This is a genomic window from Streptomyces sp. NPDC090119, from assembly GCF_044747085.1.
Taxonomy (GTDB): Bacteria; Actinomycetota; Actinomycetes; order Streptomycetales; family Streptomycetaceae; genus Streptomyces.
On the sequence record NZ_JBIVDK010000002.1, the window covers coordinates 375,593 to 399,706 of the forward strand.

A 24,114-nucleotide genomic window follows, 5' to 3' on the forward strand; every position below is an offset into this window, starting at 1 on the left:
TGTCCCACCCGCCTCGCATGACGGCCCGAAGTGCGGGCGGCCGGGGCGGTACACGGGAATGAGCGAACGCACGTACGCGCGTAGTCTCGTGGCGGGTGTTCGCCGACAGGGTGAGGGCCTCGGCCGCCGCAGGCCCCCGAAAAGGGACCGGGAACCGGCTGCCGGGCCCGAGTCGACCCACCCCTTGCGGCGGTCACCCCTCGCGGACGACCGGCTGTCGCAATGGCACTGGCAAACTTCACATCGGAAGCGAGATTTCACCACCGTGACTGCTCTGACTCTCAAGCCGGCCGCGGCGCCGGGCCCGGCCGACGCGATCGTGATCGGTGTCGCCAAGGCCGGCACGGGCCCCGTCGTGGCGCCCGGTGCCGAGGCCGTGGACCAGGCGTACGACGGCGGGCTGGCCGGCGTCCTGAAGACCCTCGGTGCCTCGGGCGCCGAGGGCGAGCTGACCAAGCTGCCCGCCCCCGCCGGTCTCGACGCGCCGCTCGTGGTGGCGGTCGGCCTGGGCGCCGAGCCCGAGGCGGACGCCGGGTACGACGCCGAGACGCTGCGCCGGGCCGCCGGTGTGGCCGCCCGCGGCCTGTCCGGCACCAAGAAGGCGGCCTTCGCGCTCCCCGTCGACGGCCCCGGCGCGCTGGCCGCGATCGCCGAGGGCGTGCTGCTCGGCGCGTACGCCTTCGACGCGTACAAGGAGAGCCCGAAGGACGAGCAGGCGAAGAGCGACGGCGCCCCGCTCGGCGAGGCCGTGCTGCTCGGCGGCGAGGAGGGCGAGGACGGCTACCAGGCCGCCGTGGACCGCGCGGCCGCCCTCGGCGAGGAGCTGAACCGCGCCCGCGACCTCGTCAACACCCCGCCGAACGATCTGGACCCCGAGGCGTTCGCCGCCATCGCGCAGGCCGCGGCCGACGAGCACGGCCTCACCATCGAGGTGCTGGACGAGCAGGCCCTGAAGGACGGCGGCTACGGCGGCATCCTCGGCGTCGGCGGCGGCTCGGTGTCCACCCCGCGCCTGGTGAAGCTGGCGTACAAGCACCCGGAGGCCGAGAAGCACCTCGCCTACGTCGGCAAGGGCATCACCTACGACTCCGGCGGCATCTCGCTCAAGCCGGCCGGGCACAACGAGACGATGAAGTGCGACATGGCCGGTGCCGCCGCCGTGTTCGCCGCCGTCGTCGCGGCCGCCCGCCTCGGCCTGAAGGTCGACGTGACCGGCTGGCTGGCGCTCGCCGAGAACATGCCGTCCGGCTCCGCCACCCGCCCCGGTGACGTGCTGCGCATGTACAGCGGCAAGACCGTCGAGGTGCTCAACACCGACGCCGAGGGCCGCCTGGTCCTCGCCGACGCGCTGTGGGCGGCCTCGGCCGAGGAGCCCGACGCGATCGTGGACGTGGCGACGCTGACCGGCGCGATGATGCTGGCCCTGGGCAGCCGGACCTTCGGTGTCATGGCCAACGACGACGCGTTCCGCACCGCCGTGCACGAGGCGGCCGAGGAGACCGGCGAGCCCGCGTGGCAGATGCCGCTCCCCGAGCACCTGCGCAAGGGCATGGACTCCCCCGTCGCGGACATCGCCAACATGGGCGAGCGGATGGGCGGCGGCCTGGTCGCCGGTCTGTTCCTGCGCGAGTTCGTCGGCGAGGGCATCACCTGGGCCCACCTGGACATCGCGGGCCCGGCCTTCAACGACGGCGGCGCCTTCGGCTACACGCCCAAGGGCGGCACCGGCACGGCCGTGCGCACCCTGCTGCGGCTGGCCGAGCAGGCCGCCGACGGCGACCTCGGCTGACCCCGGCCGGACCCCCTCGGGGGCGCGGACCGGGCCGGTCCGCGCCCCCGGCGTGAGGCGTCCGGAGCGGACGTGGGGCGTCTCACACCCCGGCCCGGCGTCCGTCGCACCCCCGACAGGTGCAAAGATGGAGCCCGGCAGGACAGGGCCCCCACCACAGGGCCGAAGCATTGAGCGGCCGGACACCAGCCGCCTGCCGGTCATCGGAGACCGGCCCAGGCGCACATGCATGGAGGACGTGACGTGGCGAACGACGCCAGCACCGTTTTCGACCTAGTGATCCTCGGCGGTGGCAGCGGTGGTTACGCCGCGGCCCTGCGCGGAGCGCAGCTGGGCCTGGACGTCGCCCTGATCGAGAAGGACAAGGTCGGCGGTACCTGCCTGCACAAGGGCTGCATCCCCACCAAGGCCCTGCTGCACGCGGGCGAGATCGCCGACCAGGCCCGCGAGAGCGAGCAGTTCGGTGTCAAGGCGACCTTCGAGGGCATCGACGTCCCCGCCGTCCAGAAGTACAAGGACGACGTGATCTCGGGCCTCTACAAGGGCCTCCAGGGTCTGATCGCGTCCCGCAAGGTGACGTACATCGAGGGCGAGGGCCGGCTGTCCTCCCCCACGTCGGTGGACGTCAACGGGCAGCGGATCGAGGGCCGTCACATCCTGCTGGCGACCGGCTCCGTGCCGAAGTCGCTGCCGGGCCTGGAGATCGACGGCGACCGGATCATCTCCTCCGACCACGCCCTCGTCCTGGACCGTGTGCCCAAGTCGGCGATCGTCCTCGGCGGCGGTGTCATCGGCGTCGAGTTCGCCTCGGCGTGGAAGTCCTTCGGCTCGGACATCACCGTCATCGAGGGCCTGAAGCACCTGGTGCCGGTCGAGGACGAGAACTCCTCCAAGCTGCTGGAGCGCGCCTTCCGCAAGCGCGGCATCAAGTTCAACCTCGGCACCTTCTTCGAGAAGGCCGAGTACACCCAGGACGGCGTCAAGGTCACCCTCGCCGACGGCAAGGAGTTCGAGGCCGAGATCCTCCTCGTCGCCGTCGGTCGCGGCCCGGTCTCCCAGAACCTCGGTTACGAGGAGCAGGGCGTCGCCATGGACCGGGGCTACGTCCTGGTCGACGAGTACATGCAGACCAACGTGCCGACCATCTCGGCCGTCGGTGACCTCGTCCCGACCCTCCAGCTCGCCCACGTCGGCTTCGCCGAGGGCATCCTGGTCGCCGAGCGGCTGGCCGGCATCAAGGCCGTCCCGATCGACTACGACGGTGTCCCCCGCGTGACGTACTGCCACCCGGAGGTCGCCTCCGTCGGCATCACCGAGGCCAAGGCCAAGGAGATCTACGGCGCGGACAAGGTCGTCGCCCTGAAGTACAGCCTCGCGGGCAACGGCAAGAGCAAGATCCTGAAGACCGCGGGCGAGATCAAGCTCGTCCAGGTCAAGGACGGTGCCGTGGTCGGCGTCCACATGGTCGGCGACCGCATGGGCGAGCAGGTCGGCGAAGCCCAGCTGATCTACAACTGGGAGGCGCTGCCCGCCGAGGTGGCCCAGCTCATCCACGCCCACCCGACGCAGAACGAGGCGCTCGGCGAGGCGCACCTGGCGCTGGCCGGAAAGCCGCTGCACGCCCACGACTGAGCCTTCGGCCCCCGGGCGCGACGACACAGACTTCCGCAATTCCTAAGGAGCAACAGAAACCATGGCGGTTTCCGTAACCCTTCCGGCGCTCGGTGAGAGCGTCACCGAGGGCACTGTCACCCGCTGGCTGAAGGCCGAGGGCGAGCGCGTCGAGGCCGACGAGCCGCTGCTCGAGGTCTCCACCGACAAGGTCGACACCGAGATCCCGGCCCCCGTCGCGGGTGTGCTGGCCTCCATCAAGGTCGCCGAGGACGAGACCGTCGAGGTCGGCGCCGAGCTGGCCCTGATCGACGACGGCTCCGGCGCCCCCGCCGAGGCCGCGGCCCCCGCCGCCGAGGCCCCCGCCGCCGAGGCTCCGGCCCCGGCCGCCGAGGAGGCCCCGCAGTCCGCCCCGTCCACCGAGCAGGAGGCGCCCGCCGAGGCGCCGTCCGCCGAGGCGACCTCCGGCGGCGGTTCCGCCGAGGGCACCGACGTGGTCCTGCCCGCGCTGGGCGAGTCGGTCACCGAGGGCACCGTCACCCGCTGGCTGAAGTCGGTGGGCGACTCCGTCGAGGCCGACGAGCCGCTGCTCGAGGTCTCCACGGACAAGGTCGACACCGAGATCCCGGCGCCCACCTCGGGCACCCTGCTGGAGATCGTGGTCGGCGAGGACGAGACCGCCGAGGTCGGCGCCAAGCTCGCCGTCATCGGTGTCGCGGGTGCCGCTCCGGCCGCCGCGCCCGAGGCCCCGAAGGCGCCCGCCGCCGAGGCCCCGGCCGCTCCGGCCCCGGCTCCGGCTCCGGCCGCTCCGGCCCCGGCCGCCCCCGCCGCCGAGGCCCCGCAGGCTCCGGCCCCGCAGGCCCCGACGGCTCCGGCGCCGCAGCAGCAGACCACCCCGGCTCCCGAGCCGGTCCCGTCCGCTCCGGCCCCGGCTCCCGCGCCCGCCCAGGCTCCGGCCGCCCCGGCGACCGCGCCGAGCGCGCCGACCGCCACCCAGGCGACCGACGAGGGCGCCTACGTGACCCCGCTGGTGCGCAAGCTCGCCGCCGAGAACGGCGTCGACCTGGCCACCGTCAAGGGCACCGGCGTCGGCGGCCGCATCCGCAAGCAGGACGTCACCGCCGCCGCCGAGGCCGCGAAGGCCGCCGCCGCTCCGGCTCCGGCCGCCGCCGCTGCCCCGGCCGCCGCGAAGAAGGCCCCCGCGCTGGAGGTCTCCCCGCTGCGTGGCCAGACCGTCAAGATGACCCGCATCCGCAAGGTCATCGGCGACAACATGGTCAAGGCGCTCACCGAGCAGGCCCAGCTCTCCTCGGTCGTCGAGGTCGACGTCACGCGTCTGATGAAGCTGCGCGGCAAGGCGAAGGACTCCTTCGCCGCCCGTGAGGGCGTCAAGCTCTCCCCGATGCCGTTCTTCGTCAAGGCCGCCGCGCAGGCGCTGAAGGCCCACCCGGTCATCAACGCCCGCATCAACGAGGCCGAGGGCACCATCACCTACTTCGACACCGAGAACGTCGGTATCGCGGTGGACTCCGAGAAGGGCCTGATGACCCCGGTCATCAAGCACGCCGGTGACCTCAACCTCGCGGGCATCGCCAAGGCGACGGCGGAGCTGGCCGGCAAGGTCCGCGCCAACAAGATCACCCCGGACGAGCTGTCCGGCGCGACCTTCACCATCTCCAACACCGGTTCGCGCGGCGCCCTGTTCGACACGATCATCGTGCCGCCGAACCAGGTCGCCATCCTCGGCATCGGCGCCACGGTGAAGCGCCCGGCCGTCCTGGAGACGGAGGAGGGCACGGTCATCGCCGTCCGCGACATGACCTACCTGACCCTCTCCTACGACCACCGCCTGGTCGACGGCGCCGACGCGGCCCGCTACCTGACGACGGTCAAGCAGATCCTGGAAGCAGGCGAGTTCGAGGTAGAGCTCGGCCTGTAACTCCCACGGCCTGTGAAGAAGCCCCCCTGTCGAAGGACAGGGGGGCTTCGCCGTTCCCGGACTGGAGGAACGCACACTTCTCAGCGCAGGCCAGCCGCAACTCCTCAGGGGCGCGGGGAACTGCGCGACCAGCCACAACACACCCGCACCCACCCCCAAACCGACACCCCCACGGCGAGACCCCTCGAAAACACCCTGTGCAACTCGTCTCACCTGGGCAAAAGCCCCCCGAAGCGCCGCACGGCACGCGCATGACACCCGTATGGTCATAGAGCCACGCCCCTTGAAGAGGAGCCCCCATGACCGCGCCCGTAATCCACTCGCTGCGCGAACAGATCCGCGAGCACATCGTGGAGGGCATCGTCAGCGGCCGCTGGCAACCGGGCGAGCGCATCGTGGAGCGAAGGATCGCCACGGAACTGGAAGTCAGTCAGACCCCGGTCCGCGAGGCCCTGCGCGAGCTGGAGTCCCTCCGCCTGATCGAGTCGGCCCCCAACAAGGGCGTACGCGTACGGAACCTCACCGCGGCCGACCTGGAGGAGAGCTACCCCGTCCGAGCCGGGCTGGAAGCCATCGCCGCCGAGCTCGCGGCCGAGAGCCTCGCGGAGAGCTGCGCGGCCCTGGAACCCCACGTCGCGGCCCTCTACGAGGCCGACCAGGCCCAAGACGGCACCGGCCAGGTCCGGCACACCGTCGGCTTCCACCGCGAACTGGTCCGCGCCGCGGGCAACTCCGTGCTGCTGCACACCTGGGAGGGCCTGGGCATCGAGGTGTTCACCGCCCTGTCGATCCGCTGGCTCGGCACCGTCCAGCAGTCGTACGCCGAGGAGCACGAGGAGCTGGTGCAGGCGTTCCAGCGCCGCGACCCCCGGATCGCCGAGCTGGTGAAGGCGCACGTGCTGGGCTGCGCGCCCCGCCCCTGAGACGGCCGGACCGCACCCCCGACCCGGCTGAGCGGCACCCCGCTCACCTGGGAAAACAAGGCACCGCGTGCCTGTACCAAAGACACCGGGTGCCTACTTTCGCGTAAAGACTGGGTTTTCGCCCCCAAACCTTTGATCGATCATCGATCAGGGAGTTATTGTCACCGACGGACTTCTACCGAGTTCTCGCCCTGTCCTGCCAAAGACCAAGGGCAACCCCGAACCCTCACCCATGAGGGATTCCCCCTTCGACTGAGGAAGGCGGCGAGATGACCGACCCCAACGCCATCCAGCCGAGCGCGCTGGACCAGCTCCCGGACCGCGACCCCGAGGAGACCGCCGAGTGGCGCGCCTCGCTGGACGCCGTCGCCAGGGAAGCGGGCCCGCACCGCGCCGCGTACCTGATGCGGCGCACGCTGGAGCGTGCCGAGGCGGGCGGTGTCGCGCTGCCGAAGCTCCTGGAGACGGACTACGTCAACTCCATCCCCACCGCCGCCGAGCCGGGCGTGCCCGGTGACGAGGCGATGGAGTCCCGGATCACCGCGTGGAACCGCTGGAACGCGGCCGCGATGGTCAGCCGCGGCAGCAAGCACGGCGTCGGCGGCCACATCGCCACCTTCGCCTCGGCCGCGTGGCTGTACGAGACCGGCTTCAACCACTTCTTCAAGGGCAAGGAGTCCCCGGACGCCGACGGCTCCGGTGACCAGCTCTACATCCAGGGCCACGCCTCCCCCGGCATCTACGCCCGCGCCTTCCTCGACGGCCGGCTGAACGAGGGCCACCTCGACAACTTCCGCCAGGAGGCGGGCGGCAACGGCCTGCCGTCGTACCCGCACCCGCGGCGGCTGCCCTGGCTGTGGGAGTTCCCGACGGTGTCGATGGGCCTCGGCCCGCTCTCCGCGATCTACCAGGCGCGGTTCAACCGCTACCTGACCAACCGCGGCATCAAGGACGTCTCCGCGTCGCACGTGTGGGCGTTCCTCGGTGACGGCGAGATGGACGAGCCGGAGTCGACGGCGGCCCTCGCGCTCGCCGCGCGTGAGGAGCTGGACAACCTCACCTTCGTCATCAACTGCAACCTGCAGCGCCTGGACGGCCCGGTCCGCGCCAACTTCAAGATCGTGCAGGAGCTGGAGGCCCAGTTCCGCGGCGCGGGCTGGAACGTCGTCAAGACGCTGTGGGGCACCGCCTGGGACGAGCTGTTCCAGCTGGACACCACGGGCGCGCTGGTCCGCCGTCTGCGCCAGGTGCCGGACGCCCAGATCCAGACGTACCAGACGCGCGACGCGGCCTACATCCGCCAGGACTTCTTCGGCGCCGACCCGGCGCTGGTGGAGATGGCGAAGCTGCTGAGCGACGACAAGATCCTCGAGTGCTTCCACCTGTCGCGCGGCGGTCACGAGGCCCGCAAGGTCTTCGCCGCGTACAAGGCGGCCGTGGAGCACAAGGGCGCGCCGACCGTGATCCTGGCCCAGACGGTCAAGGGCCACACCCTCGGCCCGGGCTTCGCCTCCAAGAACGCCAACCACCAGATGAAGAAGCTCTCGGTGGACGAGTTCAAGGCGATGCGGGACCTGCTGGAGCTGCCGATCTCCGACAGCGCGTTCGCCGACGGCCAGGTGCCCTACGGCCACCCGGGCGCCGACTCCCCCGAGGTCCGCTACCTCCAGGAGCGCCGCGCGGCCCTCGGCGGTCCGGCCCCGGCCCGCCGTACGCACGCGCTGGCGCCGCTGCCCGCCCCGGCGGAGAAGGCGTTCACCTCGTTCGACAAGGGCTCCGGCTCGCAGAACGTGGCGACCACCATGGCGTTCGTCCGCCTGGTCAAGGACCTGGTCCGCGACAAGGAGACCGGCAAGCGCTGGGTGCCGATCGTCCCCGACGAGGCGCGCACCTTCGGCATGGAGTCGCTGTTCCCGTCGCTCGGCATCTACTCGCCCAAGGGCCAGACGTACGAGCCGGTCGACCGTGACCAGCTGATGTACTACAAGGAGGCCAAGAACGGCCAGATCCTCAACGAGGGGATCACCGAGGCCGGTTCGATGGCCGACTTCATCGCCGCGTCCACCGCGTACGCCACGCACGGCGAGGCGATGATCCCGTTCTACATCTTCTACTCGATGTTCGGCTGGCAGCGCACGGCCGACCAGATGTGGCAGCTCGGCGACCAGCTCGGCCGCGGCTTCCTCGTCGGCGCGACCGCGGGCCGTACGACCCTGACGGGCGAGGGCCTGCAGCACGCCGACGGTCACTCCCCGGTGATCGCCGCGACCAACCCGGCCGCGCTGACGTACGACCCGGCGTTCGCCTACGAGGTCGCCGCGATCGTCAAGGAGGGTCTGCGCCGGATGTACGGCGAGGCCGCGCCGGGCGAGGACCAGGACGTCTTCTACTACCTGACGGTCTACAACGAGCCGATGCCGCAGCCGGCCAAGCCCGCCGCCCCCGGCATCGACGAGGGCATCGTCAAGGGCCTGTACCGGTTCAACACGGCCGAGTCCGCGGGCGTCACCGTCCCGGCGAACGCCCCGCGCATCCAGCTCCTGGGCTCGGGCACCGCGATCCACTGGGCGCTGGCCGCGCAGCGGATGCTGGCCGAGGAGTGGGGCGTGGCCGCCGACGTGTGGTCCGCGACCTCCTGGTCCGAGCTGCGCCGTGACGCGATGGACGCCGACGCGGCCCTGCTGCGCGGCGAGGAGCGGGTGCCGTTCGTGCGCCGGGCGCTGCAGGGTGCCGAAGGCCCGGTCCTCGCGGTCTCCGACTACATGCGCCAGGTCCCGGACCAGATCGCGCAGTGGGTCGACCAGGACTGGTCCTCGCTCGGTGCGGACGGCTTCGGTCTCTCCGACACCCGCGCGGCGGCCCGCCGGCACTTCGGTGTCGACGCCGAGTCGATCGTGGTCGCGGCCCTGGCCCAGCTCGCCAAGCGCGGCGGGGTCAAGGCGACGTCGGTGAAGGAAGCCCGCGAGAAGTACGGTCTGTGACCTCCTGAGGTCGGAAGAAGAAGAAGGGGTACGGCGTGCTGCCGTGCCCCTTCTTCGTTCTCCCCGCGGGTTCCCGTGCCGTTCCGCGTGCGGGGTCCGGGCCGAGGCCCGATGCTGGTGCCGTGATGGACGAGACGGAGTTCTGGGAGCTGATCGACGCCACCCGCGAGGCCGCCGAGGGCGACCCCGAGGAGCAGGCCGACCTGCTGGTGGACCGGCTGGTCCAGTTCGACCCGGACATGGTGCTGGACTTCGCCCGTCACTTCGAGGCCCGCTACAACCGCGCCTACCGCTGGGATCTGTGGGGCGCGGCCTGGCTGCTTTTGGACGGGGCGAGCGACGACGCCTTCGACTACTTCCGCTGCTGGCTCATCGGCCAGGGCCGCGAGGTCTTCGAGGGCGCCCTGCACGACCCGGACTCCCTGGCCGAGCTGCTGGACGAGTTCGACGAGGAGATCGACGGCGACGGCGAGGAACTGGGCTACGCGGCCGACGAGGCGTACGAACGCCTCACCGGCGTGGTCGCCCCCGACCTGGGCCTCGCCCCCGCCCCCGGCGAGCCCACGGGCACCCCGATCGACTTCGAGAACGACGGCACCCTCGCGGACCGCTACCCCACCTTGTGGGACCGCTTCAAGCCTTAGCGGGTGCGGCCCTGGAGCTGGGCCGCCTTGGCTCGGATGGTGGGGAGGGTGGCGGTGAGGGCGGCGCCGGGGCAGGTGGTGGGGTAGGCGTCGTTGTGCCCGGCCACGGTGGGGAGGGTGGCCATAGTGCCCGAGCGGTAGCGGCTGAGGCCGCTGGTGGAGACCAGGCGTACGCGGGCGCGGGGGTCGGTGTCGGAGGGGCCGAGTTTCCAGGCGGCGAGCGCGGCGATGGCGTCGGTCATGGCGGGCGGGACCGAGGCGCCCGCGGTGAAGGTGCCGAGCGCGGCGATGCCCGCCGAGCGGTGGTTGAACCCCTGGGTGTGGGCTCCGGTGACCGCCCGGTCCATGCCCCCGGCGCGGCCCTCGTAGATGGTGCCGCAGCGGTCGACGAGGAAGTTGTAGCCGATGTCGTCCCAGTGCCGGGCGCCGGTCTGGCCGGAGTACAGCGCGCGGATGATGCGCGGGGAGTCGGCGCAGTCGTAGTCGTTGGGCGAGTCGGTGTGGTGGACGAAGACGGCGACGACCCGGTCGTCGTAGCGCGGCGGGGGCTGCTTGCGCAGGGTGGCGCGGTCGAGCCAGGCGGAGCGGGGCAGGATGGCCGGGCGGGGCGCGTGGTGGACGACCGGGACCGTGCTGGGCGCGGGATGCGCGGGCTGGGCCCGGACGGCGCGCTCGCTGCCCCGCGCGAGCAGCAGCAGGGCGAGGACCGCGGTGAGGGCCGGCAGGGCGCCGGGCAGGCGGGCGGTACGCCACGGGCGCGTCCACTTCATGATCCCACTGTCGGCCCGGCGCGACGGGTCCGCGATGTGTGGTGTGCCACCCGGTGGAACCATCGTCCCGGTCCGGGGCGTTTCTGGGGGTACACGCATACGGGGACCGGGGTCGCCGTGTGCGGCCGGGCGCCCGACTGATCAGCGGGCGCGCGCCACCCGTACCAGGGGGCGAGACACTCCCCAGGGGGTACGAGAGAAAGGCGGCTTCGTGGACCTGCTCGACGTGCTGCTCGTGCTGGTGATCCTGCTCTACGCGGCTTCGGGGTACCGGCGCGGGCTGGTGGCGGGCTGTGTCTCGCTGGCCGGTTTCGTGGGCGGCGCGGCGATCGGCGTGTGGGCGCTGCCGTGGGTGACCGGCTGGGTGACCCGCGGCTCGGTGGCGGCGACGGTGGTCGCGGTGCTGACCGTGCTGGTGCCAGGCATGATCGGGCACGAGCTGGCGGGACGGCTGGCGCTGCGGCTGCGGAGCCGGATGGACCGGGCGGGCAGCAGCCCGCTGCGGGTGGCGGACGGCATCGGGGGCGCGGCGGCCAACGGGGTCGCCGTACTGCTCGTGGCGTGGGTCGCGGCGAGCGTGCTGGGCGCGGCGCCCTCGCAGACGGTGACGACGGCGATCCGTAACTCGGCGCTGCTGGGCGCGGTGCAGCATTCGATGCCGGAGACCACCCCGGCCTGGTTCTCCCGGGCGACGTCCGCGCTGACGGAGGCGGGTTTCCCGCAGGTCTTCAACCCGTTCGAGAACGAGTCGACGGCGCAGGTGGCCGAGCCGTCGGGCGACAGTGTGACCCCGGCGGCCACCGAGGCGGCCCGGCGCAGCACGGTGAAGATCGAGGGGTCGGCGGGCGTGGAGGGCCGCGAGGGCAGCGGGTTCGTGTACGCGCCGCGCCGGGTGATGACGAACGCGCACGTGGTGGCCGGTATCGACGATCCGACGGTGCGGATCGGCGGGGTCGGCCAGGTCTACGCGGCGCGGGTGGTGCTGTTCGACCCGGACAAGGACGTGGCGGTGCTGTACGTGCCGGGTCTGCGGGCGCCGGTGCTGCCGTTCGACGACTCCGCGCGGCGTGGCGAGTCGGCGGTGGTCGCGGGGTATCCGCAGGACGGCAGCCTGAACCTCCAGGCGGCGACGGTGGCGAACCGGGTGCGGGCGACCGGCCAGAACATCTACAGCGACCGCTCGGTCACCCGGGAGATCTACTCCATCCGTTCCACCGTGCTGCCGGGCAACTCGGGCGGCCCGCTGCTGACCACGGACGGCCGGGTGTTCGGTGTGGTCTTCGCCCGGTCCACCTCCAGCTCCGAGACGGGGTACGTGCTGACGGCGGCGGAGGTCTCGGCCGACGCCCGGCGAGCGGAGACGGCGACGGCGCCGGTGGACACCGGGCGGCTGATCACCTCGTAGGGGGCCGTTCGGATCAAGGCGGGCCGCCCTGAATCCGGGCATGCGGGGCATGCTGGGATCATGGACTCTTCCCGAATCGCGGTGGCCGGTGCGTCCGGTCTCATCGGCAGCGCCCTGGTGCGGTCCCTCACCGACGACGGGCACCAGGTGGTGCGGCTGGTCCGGCGGGAGCCGCAGGGCCCGGACGAGGTCCGCTGGGACCCCGAGGAGCAGTACGTGGACGCGGCGGGGCTGGCGGGCGTGGACGCGGTGGTGAACCTCGCGGGGGCCGGGATCGGGGACCGGCGCTGGACGCCGGAGTACAAGCGGGTGATCCGGGACAGCCGGGTGCTGGGCACGACGGCGCTCGCGGAGGCGGCCGCCTCACTCCCGGAGCCGCCGCGGGTCTTCGTGAACGGCAGCGCGATCGGCTTCTACGGCGACACCGGCGACCAGATCACGGACGAGGAGGCCCCGCCCGGCGAGGGTTTCCTGCCCTCGGTGTGCGAGGAGTGGGAGGAGGCGGCGGCGCCGGTGCGGGAGGCGGGCGTGCGGACGGCGTTCGTGCGTACCGGGCTGGTGGTGGCGTCCGGCGGCGGGGCGTGGGCCAAGATGTTCCCCCTGTTCAAGGCGGGGCTCGGCGGGCGGCTCGGGAACGGGCGGCAGTACTGGTCGTACATCGCGCTGCACGACGAGGTGGCCGCGATCCGGCACGTCCTGGACCGCGAGGACCTGTCCGGCCCGTTCAACCTGACCGCGCCGCATCCGCTGACCAACCAGGAGATCACCGAGGCGATGGGCCGGGTGCTGCACCGGCCGACGCCGTTCCCGGTACCGGCGGCGGTGCTGAAGACGGTGCTGGGCGAGATGGCCGGGGATGTGCTGGGCAGTCAGCGGGTGGTGCCCACGCGGCTGCTGGAGTCCGGGTTCCAGTTCGCGTTCCCCGGTATCGAGGACACGATCCGCGCCGCGGAGTAGTCCACCGGCATAGGCGTGATCTTGGTGGGCACCGAGCGGACATGACCGTATGCGACCGCCGTGCGACCGTGCTCTGCCGACGCGCGACTGACCCTGACCGACAATGACCCTAACCTCGACCCGAACTCGCGTATCCGGCGGGCCAGTTGAGGGCATGACCTCTCCACCGGCCGCGCAACCACAGGAGGGGCCTCGTGCTTGAGCCCGCGTACCAGGTGGACGTCGTCGTCGTGGGAGCCGGGGTCGCCGGACTCGCGGCGGCCCATCGGCTGACCAGCGCAGGAGTGACGACCGCAGTCCTGGAGGCCGCCCCGGAGGTCGGCGGCCGCATGTCGACCGAGCAGGTCGACGGCTTCCGTCTCGACCGTGTCGGACGGCCACTGACCACATCCGGCACCGAGCTGCGCACCGCGCCGGGCCTGGCGCCGCTCGCCCTGCGGCAGTTCGCGCCCGGCGTGCTGCTGCACCGGGACGGCCGCACGCACCGCGCGGGCGCTCCGGCACCCGTAGGGGGCGCAAGGGGCGCACTCCATGTGGCGCGCGCCCTGGCGAGCGCCCCCAGGGGTCCGGTCGCCGTGCTGCCCGGCCGGACCGGGACACCGGTCGGCGGGGCCTGGGACCAGGCCCGGCTGAACGCCGCGCTGGCCCGGATCGCCGCCACCCCGGTGGACCGGCTGCTGGCCCGCCCCGAGCAGGCCGCCGCCGACGCCCTGGCCGCGCGCGGGATTCCCGCCCGTACCGTCGACGGCTTCCTGCGCCCGCTGCTCGCCGCGCTGCTGTGCGACCCGGAGCTGACCACCTCCAGCCGGGCCGCCGACCTGGCCCTGCGGGCGTTCGCCGGAGGACGGCTGAGCGTGCCCGCGGGCGGCGCGGCGGCGCTGCCCGAGCTGCTGGCGCGCGCCCTGCCGCCCGGCACGGTGCGCACCGGGGTGCGGGTCACCTCGGTCTCCACCACCTCGGTGACCACCGCCGAGCACGGCGTGCTGCGCTGTCGCGCGGTGCTGCTGGCCACGGACGCCCGCGCGGCCGCCGAGCTGCTGCCGGGGCTGCGCGTCCCGGACTTCCATCCGGTGACCGTCGTCCACCACACCACCGACGACCCCGGACCGGCGCGGGCCACGGGCGCCTCGCTGCTGCTGGACGCCGACCGGGGCGGCCCGGTCGCGCACACCGCGGTGCTCAGCGAGGTCGACCCCGGCCGGGCCCCGGCCGGGCGCGCGCTGATCTCCTCGACCGTGCTCGGCACCCCGCCCGAGGACGTGGACTCCGCCGTCCGCACCCATCTGGCCCGGCTGTACGGCACGCCCACGAACCGTTGGGAAACCCTGGCCGTGCACCACACCCCGGACGCGGTCCCGGCGATGCGCCCCGCGTACGACCCCCATCGCCCGGTACGCCTCCTCGCGGGCCTCTATGTGTGCGGCGACCACCGCGACACCGGGACCCTCCAGGGCGCCCTGCACTCGGCCACCCGGGCCGCCACGGCCGTCCTGACCGACCTGGGGGCCACCACCTCGATGCACCTGGCGGACCCGCCCGCGTCGATGCCACGGGCGGCGTAGGGCGCCCCCCCCCCAGCGGGCGCCCCCGGACCGGGCGCCCGCTACCCCAGCGCCGCCACCCGCTCCCGGTACCCACGTGCCGGGGGCGCGTCGCGGTAGGGCTCCAGGCGGCGCTCGAAGTCGCGGATGTACTCCACGGCCCGGACCGAGCGCATCTCGGCGGCCTGCCCGGCGGCCTCGGCGGCGAGGGCGCACGCCTGGTCGAGGTCGCCGAGGCCGAGCCGGGCGGTGGCCAGCACCACGCGGGAGAACAGCCGACTGCGGGCGTGGGCGGCGGAGCGCAGCCGCAGCGAGCGCTCCGCGTGCTGGGCGGCCGCCCGGAACTGGTGCAGGTCCCGGTGGCAGTGGCCGAGTTCGTCGGCGAGCTGCGCCTCGTCGAAGAACCGCGCCCAGTGCGGCACGTCGTCGCCGGGCCGGGCCGTCTCCAGGGCGCGTTCGGCGCGTACCAGCGCGCCGGTGCACGCGCGCGCCTCCGCGAGGACGGCGTGCGCCCGCGCCTCCGCCGCGTGCAACAGGGCCTGCACGACCGGGGGCGCGCCGGTGCCGATCCCCTGCTGGGCGACCCGGGCGAGCTGCACGGCCTCCCGCCCGTGCCCGAGGTAGACGGCCTGGCGGCTCATGGTGACCAGTACGTAGGAGCCGTAGGCGCGGTCCCCGGCCGCCTGGGCGAGCCGCAGGGCCTGCACGAAGTACCGCTGGGCGAGCCCGTGCGCGGCGATGTCGTACGAGGTCCACCCGGCGAGCCGGGTGAGGTCGGCGGCGGCGCCGAACAGCTTGCGGCCGGTCTGCTCGGAGTAGCTGCCGCGCAGCATCGGCTCGCACTCGTGCTCCAGGTAGCGCACCAGCGCCTGCCGGGCGTGCCCGCCGCCGTACTGGTCGTCCAGCGCCCGGAACAGCTCCCCCACCGAGCGCAGCGCGGCGAGGTCCCCGCCGGTCACCCGGTGCCCGGAGGGCCGCTCGGCGGCGGGCGCGGGGGCGCGTGCGGGTCCGGCCTCGACGGGCCGCGCCTGGGCCGGTACCCGGACCGCCGGTTCGCGGGCCACCCGGTCGTCGGCCTTGCCGATCAGCCAGTCCCGGCTGGGCACGACCAGCCCCGCGGGCGTGAACGCGATCTTGCGCAGCTCGGCATGACTGCCGGAGTCCTTGCGCCACAGCCCGCTGACGATGTCCACGGCCTCCTCGGGGGTGCCCGCGAACTCGAGCCCGGCGTACACCGGCGCGCAGGCGTCCAGACCGAGGTCCTGGGCGGTGAGCCGACGGCCGAGACGGCGGGTGAACACCTCGGCGATCAGCGCCGGAGTGGTCCCGCGCGGCTGCTGTCCACGCAGCCAGCGGGTGACGGAGGTCTTGTCGTATCTGAGGTCCAGCCCGTGTTCCAGGCCGAGCTGATCGACGCGACGGGCCAGACCCGCGTTGGAGAACCCCGCCTCCGCGATGAGCGTGGCGAGCTGGCGGTTGGGGGTGCGCTGCGCGGGTCGGTCCGTCATGTGCGGTGCGGTCTCCTGCCTGACAGGCCACTGAGGTGCCGGGACGGGCTGTGAACAGCCCTTTTGGCCTCACGAACGGCGCGAATGTAGCGGAGAGTGAGCATGCCCTCGCCGAGTTCTCCAGGCATTCATCCGATCGTGTGAGGATTACCCGCGCGGCTGACGTCACCCGTCCGGACGTACAGTGGCGTGGGCGCCGTACGCGCCTGACAGCCCCGACCAGGGGTGCCCGGCTGAGGGAGGCGCTTGCCGTGAGTGACTTGCGGTTCGTCCACATGGGGTTCGGCGCGGACGCCGTCGACTACCAGGAGGCGTGGGACGAGCAGCGCCGGGTGCACGCCGCCCGGTTCGCCGACGAGATCTCCGACACCGTGCTGCTGCTGGAGCACCCCCCGGTGTACACGGCGGGCCGCCGCACCGAGCCGAGCGAGCGCCCGCTGGACGGCACCCCGGTGATCGACGTGGACCGGGGCGGCAAGATCACCTGGCACGGTCCGGGCCAGCTGGTGGGCTACCCCATCCAGAAGCTCCCCCGCCCGGTGGACGTCATCGCCCATGTCCGCCGCCTGGAGGAGGCCCTGATCCGCGCCTGCGCGGAGTACGGCGTCGAGACCACCCGTATCGAGGGCCGCAGCGGTGTCTGGGTGCTGGGCGACCCGGTGGAGCAGCGCCTCGGCGGTCTCTCCCTCGACTTCGATCCCCGGATCGCGGACGAGGAGTTCGACCCCAGGATGAACGGCCCGGAGTACGCGCCCTCCAACGCGGGCCAGCGCCGCGAGGACCGCAAGATCGCCGCGATCGGCATCCGAGTGGCCAAGGGCGTCACCATGCACGGCTTCGCGCTCAATGTGAACCCGGACAACCGCTGGTTCGACCGCATCATCCCGTGCGGCATCCGCGACGCCGGTGTCGCCTCCCTGGCGAACGAGCTGGGCCGGGACCTCACGATCGAGGAGGTCGTCCCGGTGGTCGAACGCCACTTGCGCGACGTCATGGCCGAGGCCGTCCTCGCGCCCCGGGTGATCGAGAAGCCCGCCACGGTCTGATCCGGGAATGCGGCCTGCGTCCGCGAGGTTTTCGCCCCCGGTAGGACCCGATGTACACGGGCGTACTCTGGTGTACGCCGAAGAATCGAAGACTCAACTTCGCAACGAGCAGGGAGCCGGTCGTGTCCGCAGTCGCACCCGACGGACGCAAGATGCTGCGCCTGGAGGTCCGTAACAGCCAGACCCCCATCGAGCGCAAGCCCGAGTGGATCAAGACGCGGGCGAAAATGGGCCCCGAGTACACCAAGATGCAGAACCTCGTGAAGAGCGAGGGCCTGCACACGGTGTGCCAGGAGGCCGGCTGCCCGAACATCTACGAGTGCTGGGAAGACCGCGAGGCGACCTTCCTCATCGGTGGCGACCAGTGCACCCGGCGCTGTGACTTCTGCCAGATCGACACCGGCAAGCCCGAGGCCCTGGACCGGGACGAGCCGCGCCGCGTGGGCGAGTCCGTGGTCACCATGGACCTCAACTACGCCACGATCACCGGCGTCGCCCGTGACGACCTGGCCGACGGCGGCGCCTGGCTGTACGCCGAGACCGTGCGCCAGATCCACGCCCAGACCGCGGGCCGCGAGACCGGCCGCACCAAGGTCGAGCTGCTGGCCCCCGACTTCAACGCGGTGCCCGAGCAGCTCGCCGAGGTCTTCGAGTCCCGCCCGGAGGTCTTCGCGCACAACGTGGAGACGGTCCCGCGCATCTTCAAGCGCATCCGCCCCGGCTTCCGCTACGAGCGCTCGCTGAAGGTCATCACCGAGGCCCGCGACTTCGGCCTGGTCACCAAGTCCAACCTGATCCTCGGCATGGGCGAGACCACCGAGGAGGTCGTGGAGGCACTCCAGCAGCTGCACGACGCGGGCTGCGAGCTGGTCACCATCACCCAGTACCTGCGCCCCTCCGTGCGCCACCACCCCGTCGAGCGCTGGGTGAAGCCGCAGGAGTTCGTGGAGCTGAAGGAGGAGGCCGAGCGGATCGGGTTCTCCGGTGTGATGTCGGGCCCGCTGGTCCGTTCCTCCTACCGCGCCGGGCGCCTCTACCAGATGGCGATCGAGAAGCGTGGTACGTACATCGCCGCCCAGGCGGTGTGAGCAAGTCGTGTGAAATCACGCACAAGTTCCTACCGGCCAGTAATGGCCGAGTCGACGCGGTCCCGCCCGTCCTCGCTGATGAGGGCACCCGGCGGGGCCGCGTCGGCGTGTACGGGACCCGCGCCGAGGCTTCACCACCGTTTGACCGGTCGGTCACGCGCTGGTAACACCAATCAGTGACCCTGGAATCACGCCCCGTACACCACCCGCACCGAGGGGGGACCTCGATCATGCAGGCCGCACCCGTCCGCGCCACCGCCATCCCGTCCTTCACCGTCGCCCTGCGCGCGGTCGAGACGCTGCTGCTGCAGGGCGGCCAGCGCACCGCCCGCCGCAACGCCTGGACCTCCGTCCTGGAGGACCGCCGCCGTGCCAAGGACCGGGTCGAGGCGGAGCAGTTCCTCGACCGCGCCGCCACCCGTCCGTAACCCCCGCCGCACGCCGGGCACCGCCGTCGAGAGTGCTCCGGGGGCCACGTAGACTCGTGGGCATGGCGAGGAAGGAAACCGCGGCGGACGCCGCGAGCGCAGGGCGACTGAAGCAGATCGCTCTCACGTACAAGATGACCCGCAAGGCCGACAAGACGATCGGTCTTGTACTCGCGGCTGTCGGGCTCGGCATTTTCGCCGTCCTCCTCGTGATCGGCTTCCTGATCGGGCACCCCGTCTACGGCGGCATCCTGGGTCTGATGCTCGGTCTGCTGGCGACGGCGATCGTGTTCGGGCGCCGGGCCGAGCGGGCCGCCTTCGGGCAGATGGAGGGCCAGCCGGGTGCGGCGGCCGCGGTACTGGACAACATCGGCCGGGGCTGGGCGACCACCCCCGCGGTGGCGATGAACCGCAGCCAGGACGTGGTGCACCGCGCGGTCGGCAAGGCCGGCATCGTGCTGGTGGCCGAGGGCAACCCGAACCGGGTGAAGAGCCTGCTGGCGGCCGAGAAGAAGAAGATGAACCGCATCGTCGCGGACGTCCCGGTGCACGACGTGATCGTCGGCGACGGCGAGGGCCAGGTGCCGCTGAAGAAGCTGCGCACGACCATGCTGAAGTACCCCCGGGTGCTGACCGGCCCCCAGGTGACCGTCACCAACGACCGGCTGCGGGCGCTGGGCGACCTGATGAGCAACATGCCGCTCCCCAAGGGTCCGATGCCGAAGGGCATGCGGATGCCGAAGGGCGGCGGCGGCAGGTCCCGCTGATCCCGACGACATGAGAAGGGGCGCCCGGAGATTCTCCGGGCGCCCCTTCTCGTTGTCCCGGGCTGCTAGATCCTGACCTCGACGGTCTTGGCGAGCCGGTCGTGGAGGCCGCGGCCGTCGCGGTCCCAGACCAGCGCCGGGATCGCCAGGCAGAGCAGGAAGGTGCGCAGCAGGGCGCGCAGCGGGTTGACGGTGCCGGTCTCCAGGGCGACGACGCGCAGCCCGAAGAGGCGCTTGCCCGGCGTGGAGCCGAGGGTACCCACGGTGAGCACGCCCATCACGAAGAAGACGAGCAGGGCCCAGTTGCTGGTGGCCGGGGAGTTGCCGTGGGTGATCAGGCCGTATGCGATCAGCACGCACAGCCCCCAGTCCACGGCGATCGCGCCGAGCCGCCGACCCGGACGGGCGATCGAGTTCGGCCCGCTTTCCGGCAGCCCGAGCTGCTCGCCCCGGTACCCGAAGTCGGCGCCCGCGTCTTCCATGGCCGCCCGCGGCCCGGAGAGCCACGAGCCCATCACTTCCCTGTTGTCCACGCCACCACGGTACTGCGCCTGGTTTCGGGCAGTACGGGCAGGGGTGTGTCGGAGTTACGTTGTAGGAGTGGCTGGTTAACTTCTGCGAAACAAACGAGTCACGCCCGAGAAATCACCCGTCCCTAGGGTCGGGACCTAGCGTGTGCCACCGCACTGGCCGCACGAGACGATCTACCACCCCGGCGGGAACGGTCGGGAGTAGGAGGAGCTGGATGTTCCAGAACGCCGACGAGGCCAAGAAGTTCATCGCGGACGAGGACGTCAAGTTCGTCGACGTCAGGTTCTGCGACCTGCCGGGCGTCATGCAGCACTTCACCGTGCCCGTCCAGGCGTTCGACCCGGACGAGGAGCTGGCCTTCGACGGCTCGTCGATCCGCGGCTTCCAGGCCATCCACGAGTCCGACATGGCGCTCCGCGCGGACCTGTCGACGGCCCGGGTGGACCCGTTCCGCCGCGACAAGACGCTGAACATCAACTTCTTCATCCACGACCCGATCACGGGCGAGCAGTACTCCCGTGACCCGCGCAACGTGGCGAAGAAGGCGGAGGCGTACCTCGCGTCCACCGGCATCGCCGACACCGCGTTCTTCGGCCCCGAGGCCGAGTTCTACGTGTTCGACAGCGTGCGCTTCAAGACCGCCGAGAACGAGGCGTTCTACCACATCGACTCCGAGGCGGGCGCCTGGAACACCGGTGCGGTCGAGGACAACCGGGGTTACAAGGTCCGCTACAAGGGCGGCTACTTCCCGGTCCCGCCGGTCGACCACTTCGCCGACCTGCGTGCCGAGATCTCTCTGGAGCTGGAGAAGAACGGCCTCCAGGTCGAGCGCCAGCACCACGAGGTGGGCACGGCCGGCCAGGCCGAGATCAACTACAAGTTCAACACGCTGCTCGCCGCCGCGGACGACCTCCAGCTCTTCAAGTACATCGTGAAGAACGTGGCCTGGCGCAACGGCAAGACCGCGACCTTCATGCCGAAGCCGATCTTCGGTGACAACGGCTCGGGCATGCACGTCCACCAGTCGCTGTGGTCGGGCGGCGCCCCGCTCTTCTACGACGAGGCCGGTTACGCGGGCCTGTCGGACATGGCGCGCTACTACATCGGCGGCATCCTCAAGCACGCCCCGTCGCTGCTGGCCTTCACCAACCCGACGGTGAACTCGTACCACCGTCTGGTGCCGGGCTTCGAGGCGCCGATCAACCTGGTGTACTCGCAGCGCAACCGCTCCGCGGCGATGCGTATCCCGATCACGGGCTCCAACCCGAAGGCCAAGCGCGTCGAGTTCCGCGCGCCGGACTCCTCGGGCAACCCGTACCTCGCCTTCTCGGCGCTGCTCCTGGCAGGCCTGGACGGCATCAAGAACAAGATCGAGCCCGCCGAGCCGATCGACAAGGACCTTTACGAGCTGGCCCCCGAGGAGCACGCCGGCGTCGCCCAGGTCCCGACCTCTCTCCCGGCCGTCCTCGACCGCCTCGAGGCCGACCACGACTTCCTCCTCCAGGGCGACGTCTTCACCCCGGACCTCATCGAGACGTGGATCGACTACAAGCGCACGAACGAGATCGCGCCGCTGCAGCTCCGTCCGCACCCGCACGAGTTCGAGCTGTACTACGACGTGTGATCGTCGCTGTTTGACGCGGAGGGCCGCCATCCCAGCAGGGGTGGCGGCCTTCGCCGTGCGTGACGGTCACTGGGCCGGGACGCCGTCCGTGAGCGGGCGGCTGGTGGCGTCGTGGACGCTGGCGTCGGTGGCGTCGATCGTGGCCGTGCGCAGGGTGTCGCCGTCGCGGACCGACAGCAGCCAGTGGATGCGCCACCGGCCGTCCCGGCGCTGAGCGAGGTGGACGGGCTGCTCGCGAGTGCCCTGACCGGCTTCGAGCTGGTAGTGGCGGTCGAAGACCTGCCATGCCTTGGCCTCGTCGACGTTCGCCGGGGGCAGGTGGGGGTCGGCGACATCGCGGGCGATCAGGTCGATGAGACGGCCGGACGGTTCGATGGCGATGTCGAGCCGCATCGGCATGAGGACGTCGTCCTTCCGGCGCCGCCACTGGGTCATCCATCCGGCACCGGTCCGACTGTCGACGGGATGGACGGTGATCTCGGCTCCGGGGTCGGCCCACGGGGCGTAGTGGGCGGCGTAGGCCGTGGCGATCTTCCTGGCCTGGTCGGCGGTGGTGATCGGGTGGCTGATGCCGGGGATGCGGTAGGCGTGGACGCCTTCGCCGTCGGCGGTGGGGGTGAAGTGGGCGGTGAAGTTCTCGCGGTCGGGCCAGGACAGTTCGGCGAACCCGGCGCCGGGCAGGGAGGCGGTCACGGAGGCGGTTCCGTCGCCGTTGTCGATGTAGAAGACGTTCTCCGGCCGGAAGGCGGACGCGAAGGCGGCGGTGCCCGCTTCCTGGATGGCCGCGGTCTGGGCGGCGGTGGCCGTGGGCACCTGGGTCGAGGACGTCTGGACCCGGACCGGGTTGATGGCCACCAGCCACACGAGGGTGACCAGGCCGAGGACCGATGCGAACTGGGCGGCGGTGCGGAGCGGCCGCGAGGCGGTGGGGGCACGCTCGGGCAGGCGGCGAGCGGCCAGGGCACCCAGGGCGGCGCCGACGCAGGCACCGAGGCTGTTCGTGACCAGGTCGTCGGTGTCGCACAGTCGGCTGATGAACGGCACGGTGGCCTGCGCGGTCTCGATCACCGCCGTGAACAGCACACCGGTGGCGGCGGCGAACAGGGGACGGCGGGTGGCGAGTGCGGCGAACAGGCCGTACGGAATGAACAGGACGAGGTTGAGCTGGCCCTGCGTGCCCTGCAGGGCCCCGGCGACATCGGTGTTCACGGCGCACTCGTAGGTGAGTATTCCGCTGCCCGACCAGCTCGTCAGGATCGCCGGTCCGGCAGCGGATGCCGCCCAGAGACCGTTCAGGGCGGCCTGAGTGCCGGTGGTACGGCGCCGGGTCAGGAGAAGGACGATCAAGCCCGTCGCGGCGGTCATCGCGATGGCGATGACCAGGAAGGTGAGGTGGTGCTGGAAGACAGCGTTGATCAAGGCGAGATCCTGATACGGGGAGAGTGCGGCCCGACGTGTCCCACGGCACCCGCCCTGGCGTCAGTTGATCAAGGAATCTTCACGTGCGGGCCGCCAAAACCCAAGCGCTCACCATGAACTCGAACCCCTGGCCGGTGTTCCGGGGACCAAGTCAGCGTCGCTGCCACCGGCAGGTGGTCGCTTCCGGTTTCGGGGAGGGTCCAGGAGCGGTTGGCCTCCAGCCCTCGGTACAGGATCTGGTCGATGCGGGCCATCGGGAAGGTGGCCGGCCAGGTGAAGCCGAAGCCGGTGCCGGAGGTTTGCTGGGTGGAGTGGAGGTGGGTGCGGAGGGGTGTGAAGGCTCGGTCGTCCCAGGTGCCGTTCAGGTCGGCCAGGAGGAGGACGTGGGGGTTTCGTTCGGTGGCCATCGCCCGGCTCAGGGCGGCTGCGCCGATGTTGCGGCTCGTGGTCCAGAAGCCGGTGCGGGGGGTGAGGCGGACGGAGCCGAGGTGGGCCACGTAGACCGCCAGGGGGCCGTCCGGGGTGGTCACCGTGGTGTGGAGGGCTCGGTTCTCGGGGAGCTTCGCGGCGGCCGACTTCGTGGCGGCCAGGGGGCCGTAGTTCATGATGTCGATCGGGTGGGCGGCCGAGAGGGGGAGCTTGCTCCACAGGCCGACGGTGCCCAGGACCGTGTGGTGGGGGTACGTGCGGGCCAGCATCTTCTCGTACACAGGGGTCGCCTGCGGGGTCAGTTCCTCCAGGGCCAGGAGGTCGGCGCCGGAGGCGGCCAGGGTGCGGGCGGTGGAGGTCGGATCGGGGTTGGCGGCGCCGACGTTGTGGGCGGCCACCGTGAGGTCGCCGCCCGGGTGGGACTTGTCGGGGAGGAGGCCGCCGAAGAGGGTCGTCCACACCACGGCCGGGAGCAGCAGCGCGGTCGCCGCGGAGAGGGAGCGGCGTCCGAGGGCGGCGGCCAGGAGTACGGGGATGAATACGCCCAGCCACGGCAGGACGCTCTCCACCAGGCTCCCCAGGCCCGCGAAGTCCGTGATCGTCGCGTGCAGCAACAGGAGCAGGCCCAGCAGCAGCGCCAGCGCCGTGAGCAGCGGGCCGCGCTTCCAGGGCTCCGGGCGGGAACAGGCGCGGAGGGCGTTTCGCATCATGGGG

The 24,114-nt window shown here is 71.9% G+C and carries 18 protein-coding genes and 1 pseudogene; 14 read left to right on the plus strand and 5 right to left on the minus strand.

The features are described from left to right. Positions 1-265: 265 nt before the first annotated feature. From ACIPPM_RS09075 to ACIPPM_RS09100, 6 genes are all read left to right on the plus strand, one after another. Positions 266-1,789: a leucyl aminopeptidase gene (locus ACIPPM_RS09075; protein WP_401444925.1), complete on the plus strand. Its 1,524-nt coding sequence runs from the start codon at positions 266-268 to the stop codon at positions 1,787-1,789. A 243-nt stretch (positions 1,790-2,032) separates the two neighbouring features. Beyond that, on the plus strand, positions 2,033-3,421 hold the full coding sequence (lpdA, locus tag ACIPPM_RS09080) for a dihydrolipoyl dehydrogenase (RefSeq protein WP_388992645.1): 1,389 nt from the start codon (positions 2,033-2,035) through the stop codon (positions 3,419-3,421). A gap of 61 nt (positions 3,422-3,482) precedes the next feature. Then, positions 3,483-5,339: a 2-oxoglutarate dehydrogenase, E2 component, dihydrolipoamide succinyltransferase gene (gene sucB / locus ACIPPM_RS09085; protein WP_401444928.1), complete on the plus strand. Its 1,857-nt coding sequence runs from the start codon at positions 3,483-3,485 to the stop codon at positions 5,337-5,339. 299 nt (positions 5,340-5,638) lie between these two features. Further along, the gene (locus tag ACIPPM_RS09090) at positions 5,639-6,262 is read left to right on the plus strand and encodes a GntR family transcriptional regulator (protein ID WP_401444931.1); all 624 of its coding nucleotides are present in this window, start codon (positions 5,639-5,641) and stop codon (positions 6,260-6,262) included. 269 nt (positions 6,263-6,531) lie between these two features. Then, positions 6,532-9,243, plus strand: coding sequence for a pyruvate dehydrogenase (acetyl-transferring), homodimeric type (gene aceE / locus ACIPPM_RS09095; protein WP_401444933.1), 2,712 nt, complete (start codon positions 6,532-6,534; stop codon positions 9,241-9,243). Positions 9,244-9,368: 125 nt separating this feature from the next. After that, positions 9,369-9,887 (plus strand): DUF4240 domain-containing protein, encoded by a 519-nt coding sequence (locus ACIPPM_RS09100; protein ID WP_401446386.1) that lies wholly within the window; start codon positions 9,369-9,371, stop codon positions 9,885-9,887. Here ACIPPM_RS09100 and ACIPPM_RS09105 read toward each other — a convergent pair. Continuing rightward, the gene (locus ACIPPM_RS09105; RefSeq protein ID WP_401444935.1) at positions 9,884-10,657 is read right to left on the minus strand and encodes a peptidoglycan recognition protein; all 774 of its coding nucleotides are present in this window, start codon (positions 10,655-10,657) and stop codon (positions 9,884-9,886) included. The two genes, ACIPPM_RS09100 and ACIPPM_RS09105, sit on opposite strands and share 4 nt — an antisense overlap. A gap of 211 nt (positions 10,658-10,868) precedes the next feature. On the opposite strand from ACIPPM_RS09105, the gene ACIPPM_RS09110 reads away from it, so the two are divergent. The 3 genes from ACIPPM_RS09110 to ACIPPM_RS09120 all read left to right on the plus strand — a co-directional run bounded on the left by ACIPPM_RS09110 (position 10,869) and on the right by ACIPPM_RS09120 (position 14,581). Continuing rightward, entirely contained in the window at positions 10,869-12,062 is a 1,194-nt protein-coding gene (locus ACIPPM_RS09110) for a MarP family serine protease (protein ID WP_401444938.1), read from the plus strand. A gap of 60 nt (positions 12,063-12,122) precedes the next feature. Continuing rightward, the gene (locus ACIPPM_RS09115; protein ID WP_401444941.1) at positions 12,123-13,019 is read left to right on the plus strand and encodes a TIGR01777 family oxidoreductase; all 897 of its coding nucleotides are present in this window, start codon (positions 12,123-12,125) and stop codon (positions 13,017-13,019) included. 194 nt (positions 13,020-13,213) lie between these two features. Beyond that, the gene (locus ACIPPM_RS09120; protein WP_401444943.1) at positions 13,214-14,581 is read left to right on the plus strand and encodes an NAD(P)/FAD-dependent oxidoreductase; all 1,368 of its coding nucleotides are present in this window, start codon (positions 13,214-13,216) and stop codon (positions 14,579-14,581) included. Positions 14,582-14,622: 41 nt separating this feature from the next. On the opposite strand, the gene ACIPPM_RS09125 is transcribed toward ACIPPM_RS09120, so the two are convergent. Continuing rightward, positions 14,623-16,068, minus strand: a complete 1,446-nt coding sequence (locus ACIPPM_RS09125; protein WP_401444945.1) for a regulator — start codon at positions 16,066-16,068, stop codon at positions 14,623-14,625. A 251-nt stretch (positions 16,069-16,319) separates the two neighbouring features. Between ACIPPM_RS09125 and lipB the strand changes: the two genes are divergently transcribed. The 4 genes from lipB to ACIPPM_RS09145 all read left to right on the plus strand — a co-directional run bounded on the left by lipB (position 16,320) and on the right by ACIPPM_RS09145 (position 19,397). Continuing rightward, positions 16,320-17,114 carry a lipoyl(octanoyl) transferase LipB gene (lipB, locus tag ACIPPM_RS09130; RefSeq protein ID WP_401444948.1) on the plus strand — a complete coding sequence of 265 codons (795 nt, stop codon included), beginning with the start codon at positions 16,320-16,322 and terminating at the stop codon, positions 17,112-17,114. A gap of 122 nt (positions 17,115-17,236) precedes the next feature. After that, entirely contained in the window at positions 17,237-18,202 is a 966-nt protein-coding gene (gene lipA / locus ACIPPM_RS09135; RefSeq protein WP_401444950.1) for a lipoyl synthase, read from the plus strand. Between the two features lie 230 nt (positions 18,203-18,432). After that, positions 18,433-18,630: a hypothetical protein gene (locus ACIPPM_RS09140; RefSeq protein ID WP_391763098.1), complete on the plus strand. Its 198-nt coding sequence runs from the start codon at positions 18,433-18,435 to the stop codon at positions 18,628-18,630. Positions 18,631-18,692: 62 nt separating this feature from the next. Further along, positions 18,693-19,397, plus strand: a complete 705-nt coding sequence (locus ACIPPM_RS09145; RefSeq protein ID WP_401444953.1) for a DUF4191 domain-containing protein — start codon at positions 18,693-18,695, stop codon at positions 19,395-19,397. Positions 19,398-19,462: 65 nt separating this feature from the next. On the opposite strand, the gene ACIPPM_RS09150 is transcribed toward ACIPPM_RS09145, so the two are convergent. Continuing rightward, positions 19,463-19,930, minus strand: a complete 468-nt coding sequence (locus ACIPPM_RS09150; protein ID WP_401444955.1) for an RDD family protein — start codon at positions 19,928-19,930, stop codon at positions 19,463-19,465. 212 nt (positions 19,931-20,142) lie between these two features. On the opposite strand from ACIPPM_RS09150, the gene glnA reads away from it, so the two are divergent. Beyond that, entirely contained in the window at positions 20,143-21,552 is a 1,410-nt protein-coding gene (gene glnA, locus ACIPPM_RS09155; protein WP_329010657.1) for a type I glutamate--ammonia ligase, read from the plus strand. 66 nt (positions 21,553-21,618) lie between these two features. Here the strand turns inward: glnA and ACIPPM_RS09160 are convergent, their stop codons facing one another. Together ACIPPM_RS09160 and ACIPPM_RS09165 are read right to left on the minus strand one after the other, a co-directional pair. After that, entirely contained in the window at positions 21,619-22,971 is a 1,353-nt protein-coding gene (locus ACIPPM_RS09160; RefSeq protein ID WP_401444957.1) for a VanZ family protein, read from the minus strand. A 146-nt stretch (positions 22,972-23,117) separates the two neighbouring features. Next, a pseudogene (locus tag ACIPPM_RS09165) lies at positions 23,118-24,107 on the minus strand (endonuclease/exonuclease/phosphatase family protein); the annotation flags it as partial. Between the last annotated feature and the right edge of the window lie 7 nt (positions 24,108-24,114).

Coding starts and splice junctions, on each gene's coding strand:
- sucB (WP_401444928.1), top strand. CDS start 3,483: ATGGCGGTTTCCGTAACCCTTCCGGCGCTCGGTGAGAGCGTCACCGAG.
- ACIPPM_RS09090 (WP_401444931.1), top strand. CDS start 5,639: ATGACCGCGCCCGTAATCCACTCGCTGCGCGAACAGATCCGCGAGCAC.
- aceE (WP_401444933.1), top strand. CDS start 6,532: ATGACCGACCCCAACGCCATCCAGCCGAGCGCGCTGGACCAGCTCCCG.
- ACIPPM_RS09100 (WP_401446386.1), top strand. CDS start 9,369: ATGGACGAGACGGAGTTCTGGGAGCTGATCGACGCCACCCGCGAGGCC.
- ACIPPM_RS09105 (WP_401444935.1), bottom strand. CDS start 10,657: ATGAAGTGGACGCGCCCGTGGCGTACCGCCCGCCTGCCCGGCGCCCTG.
- ACIPPM_RS09115 (WP_401444941.1), top strand. CDS start 12,123: ATGGACTCTTCCCGAATCGCGGTGGCCGGTGCGTCCGGTCTCATCGGC.
- ACIPPM_RS09125 (WP_401444945.1), bottom strand. CDS start 16,068: ATGACGGACCGACCCGCGCAGCGCACCCCCAACCGCCAGCTCGCCACG.
- ACIPPM_RS09140 (WP_391763098.1), top strand. CDS start 18,433: ATGCAGGCCGCACCCGTCCGCGCCACCGCCATCCCGTCCTTCACCGTC.
- ACIPPM_RS09145 (WP_401444953.1), top strand. CDS start 18,693: ATGGCGAGGAAGGAAACCGCGGCGGACGCCGCGAGCGCAGGGCGACTG.
- glnA (WP_329010657.1), top strand. CDS start 20,143: ATGTTCCAGAACGCCGACGAGGCCAAGAAGTTCATCGCGGACGAGGAC.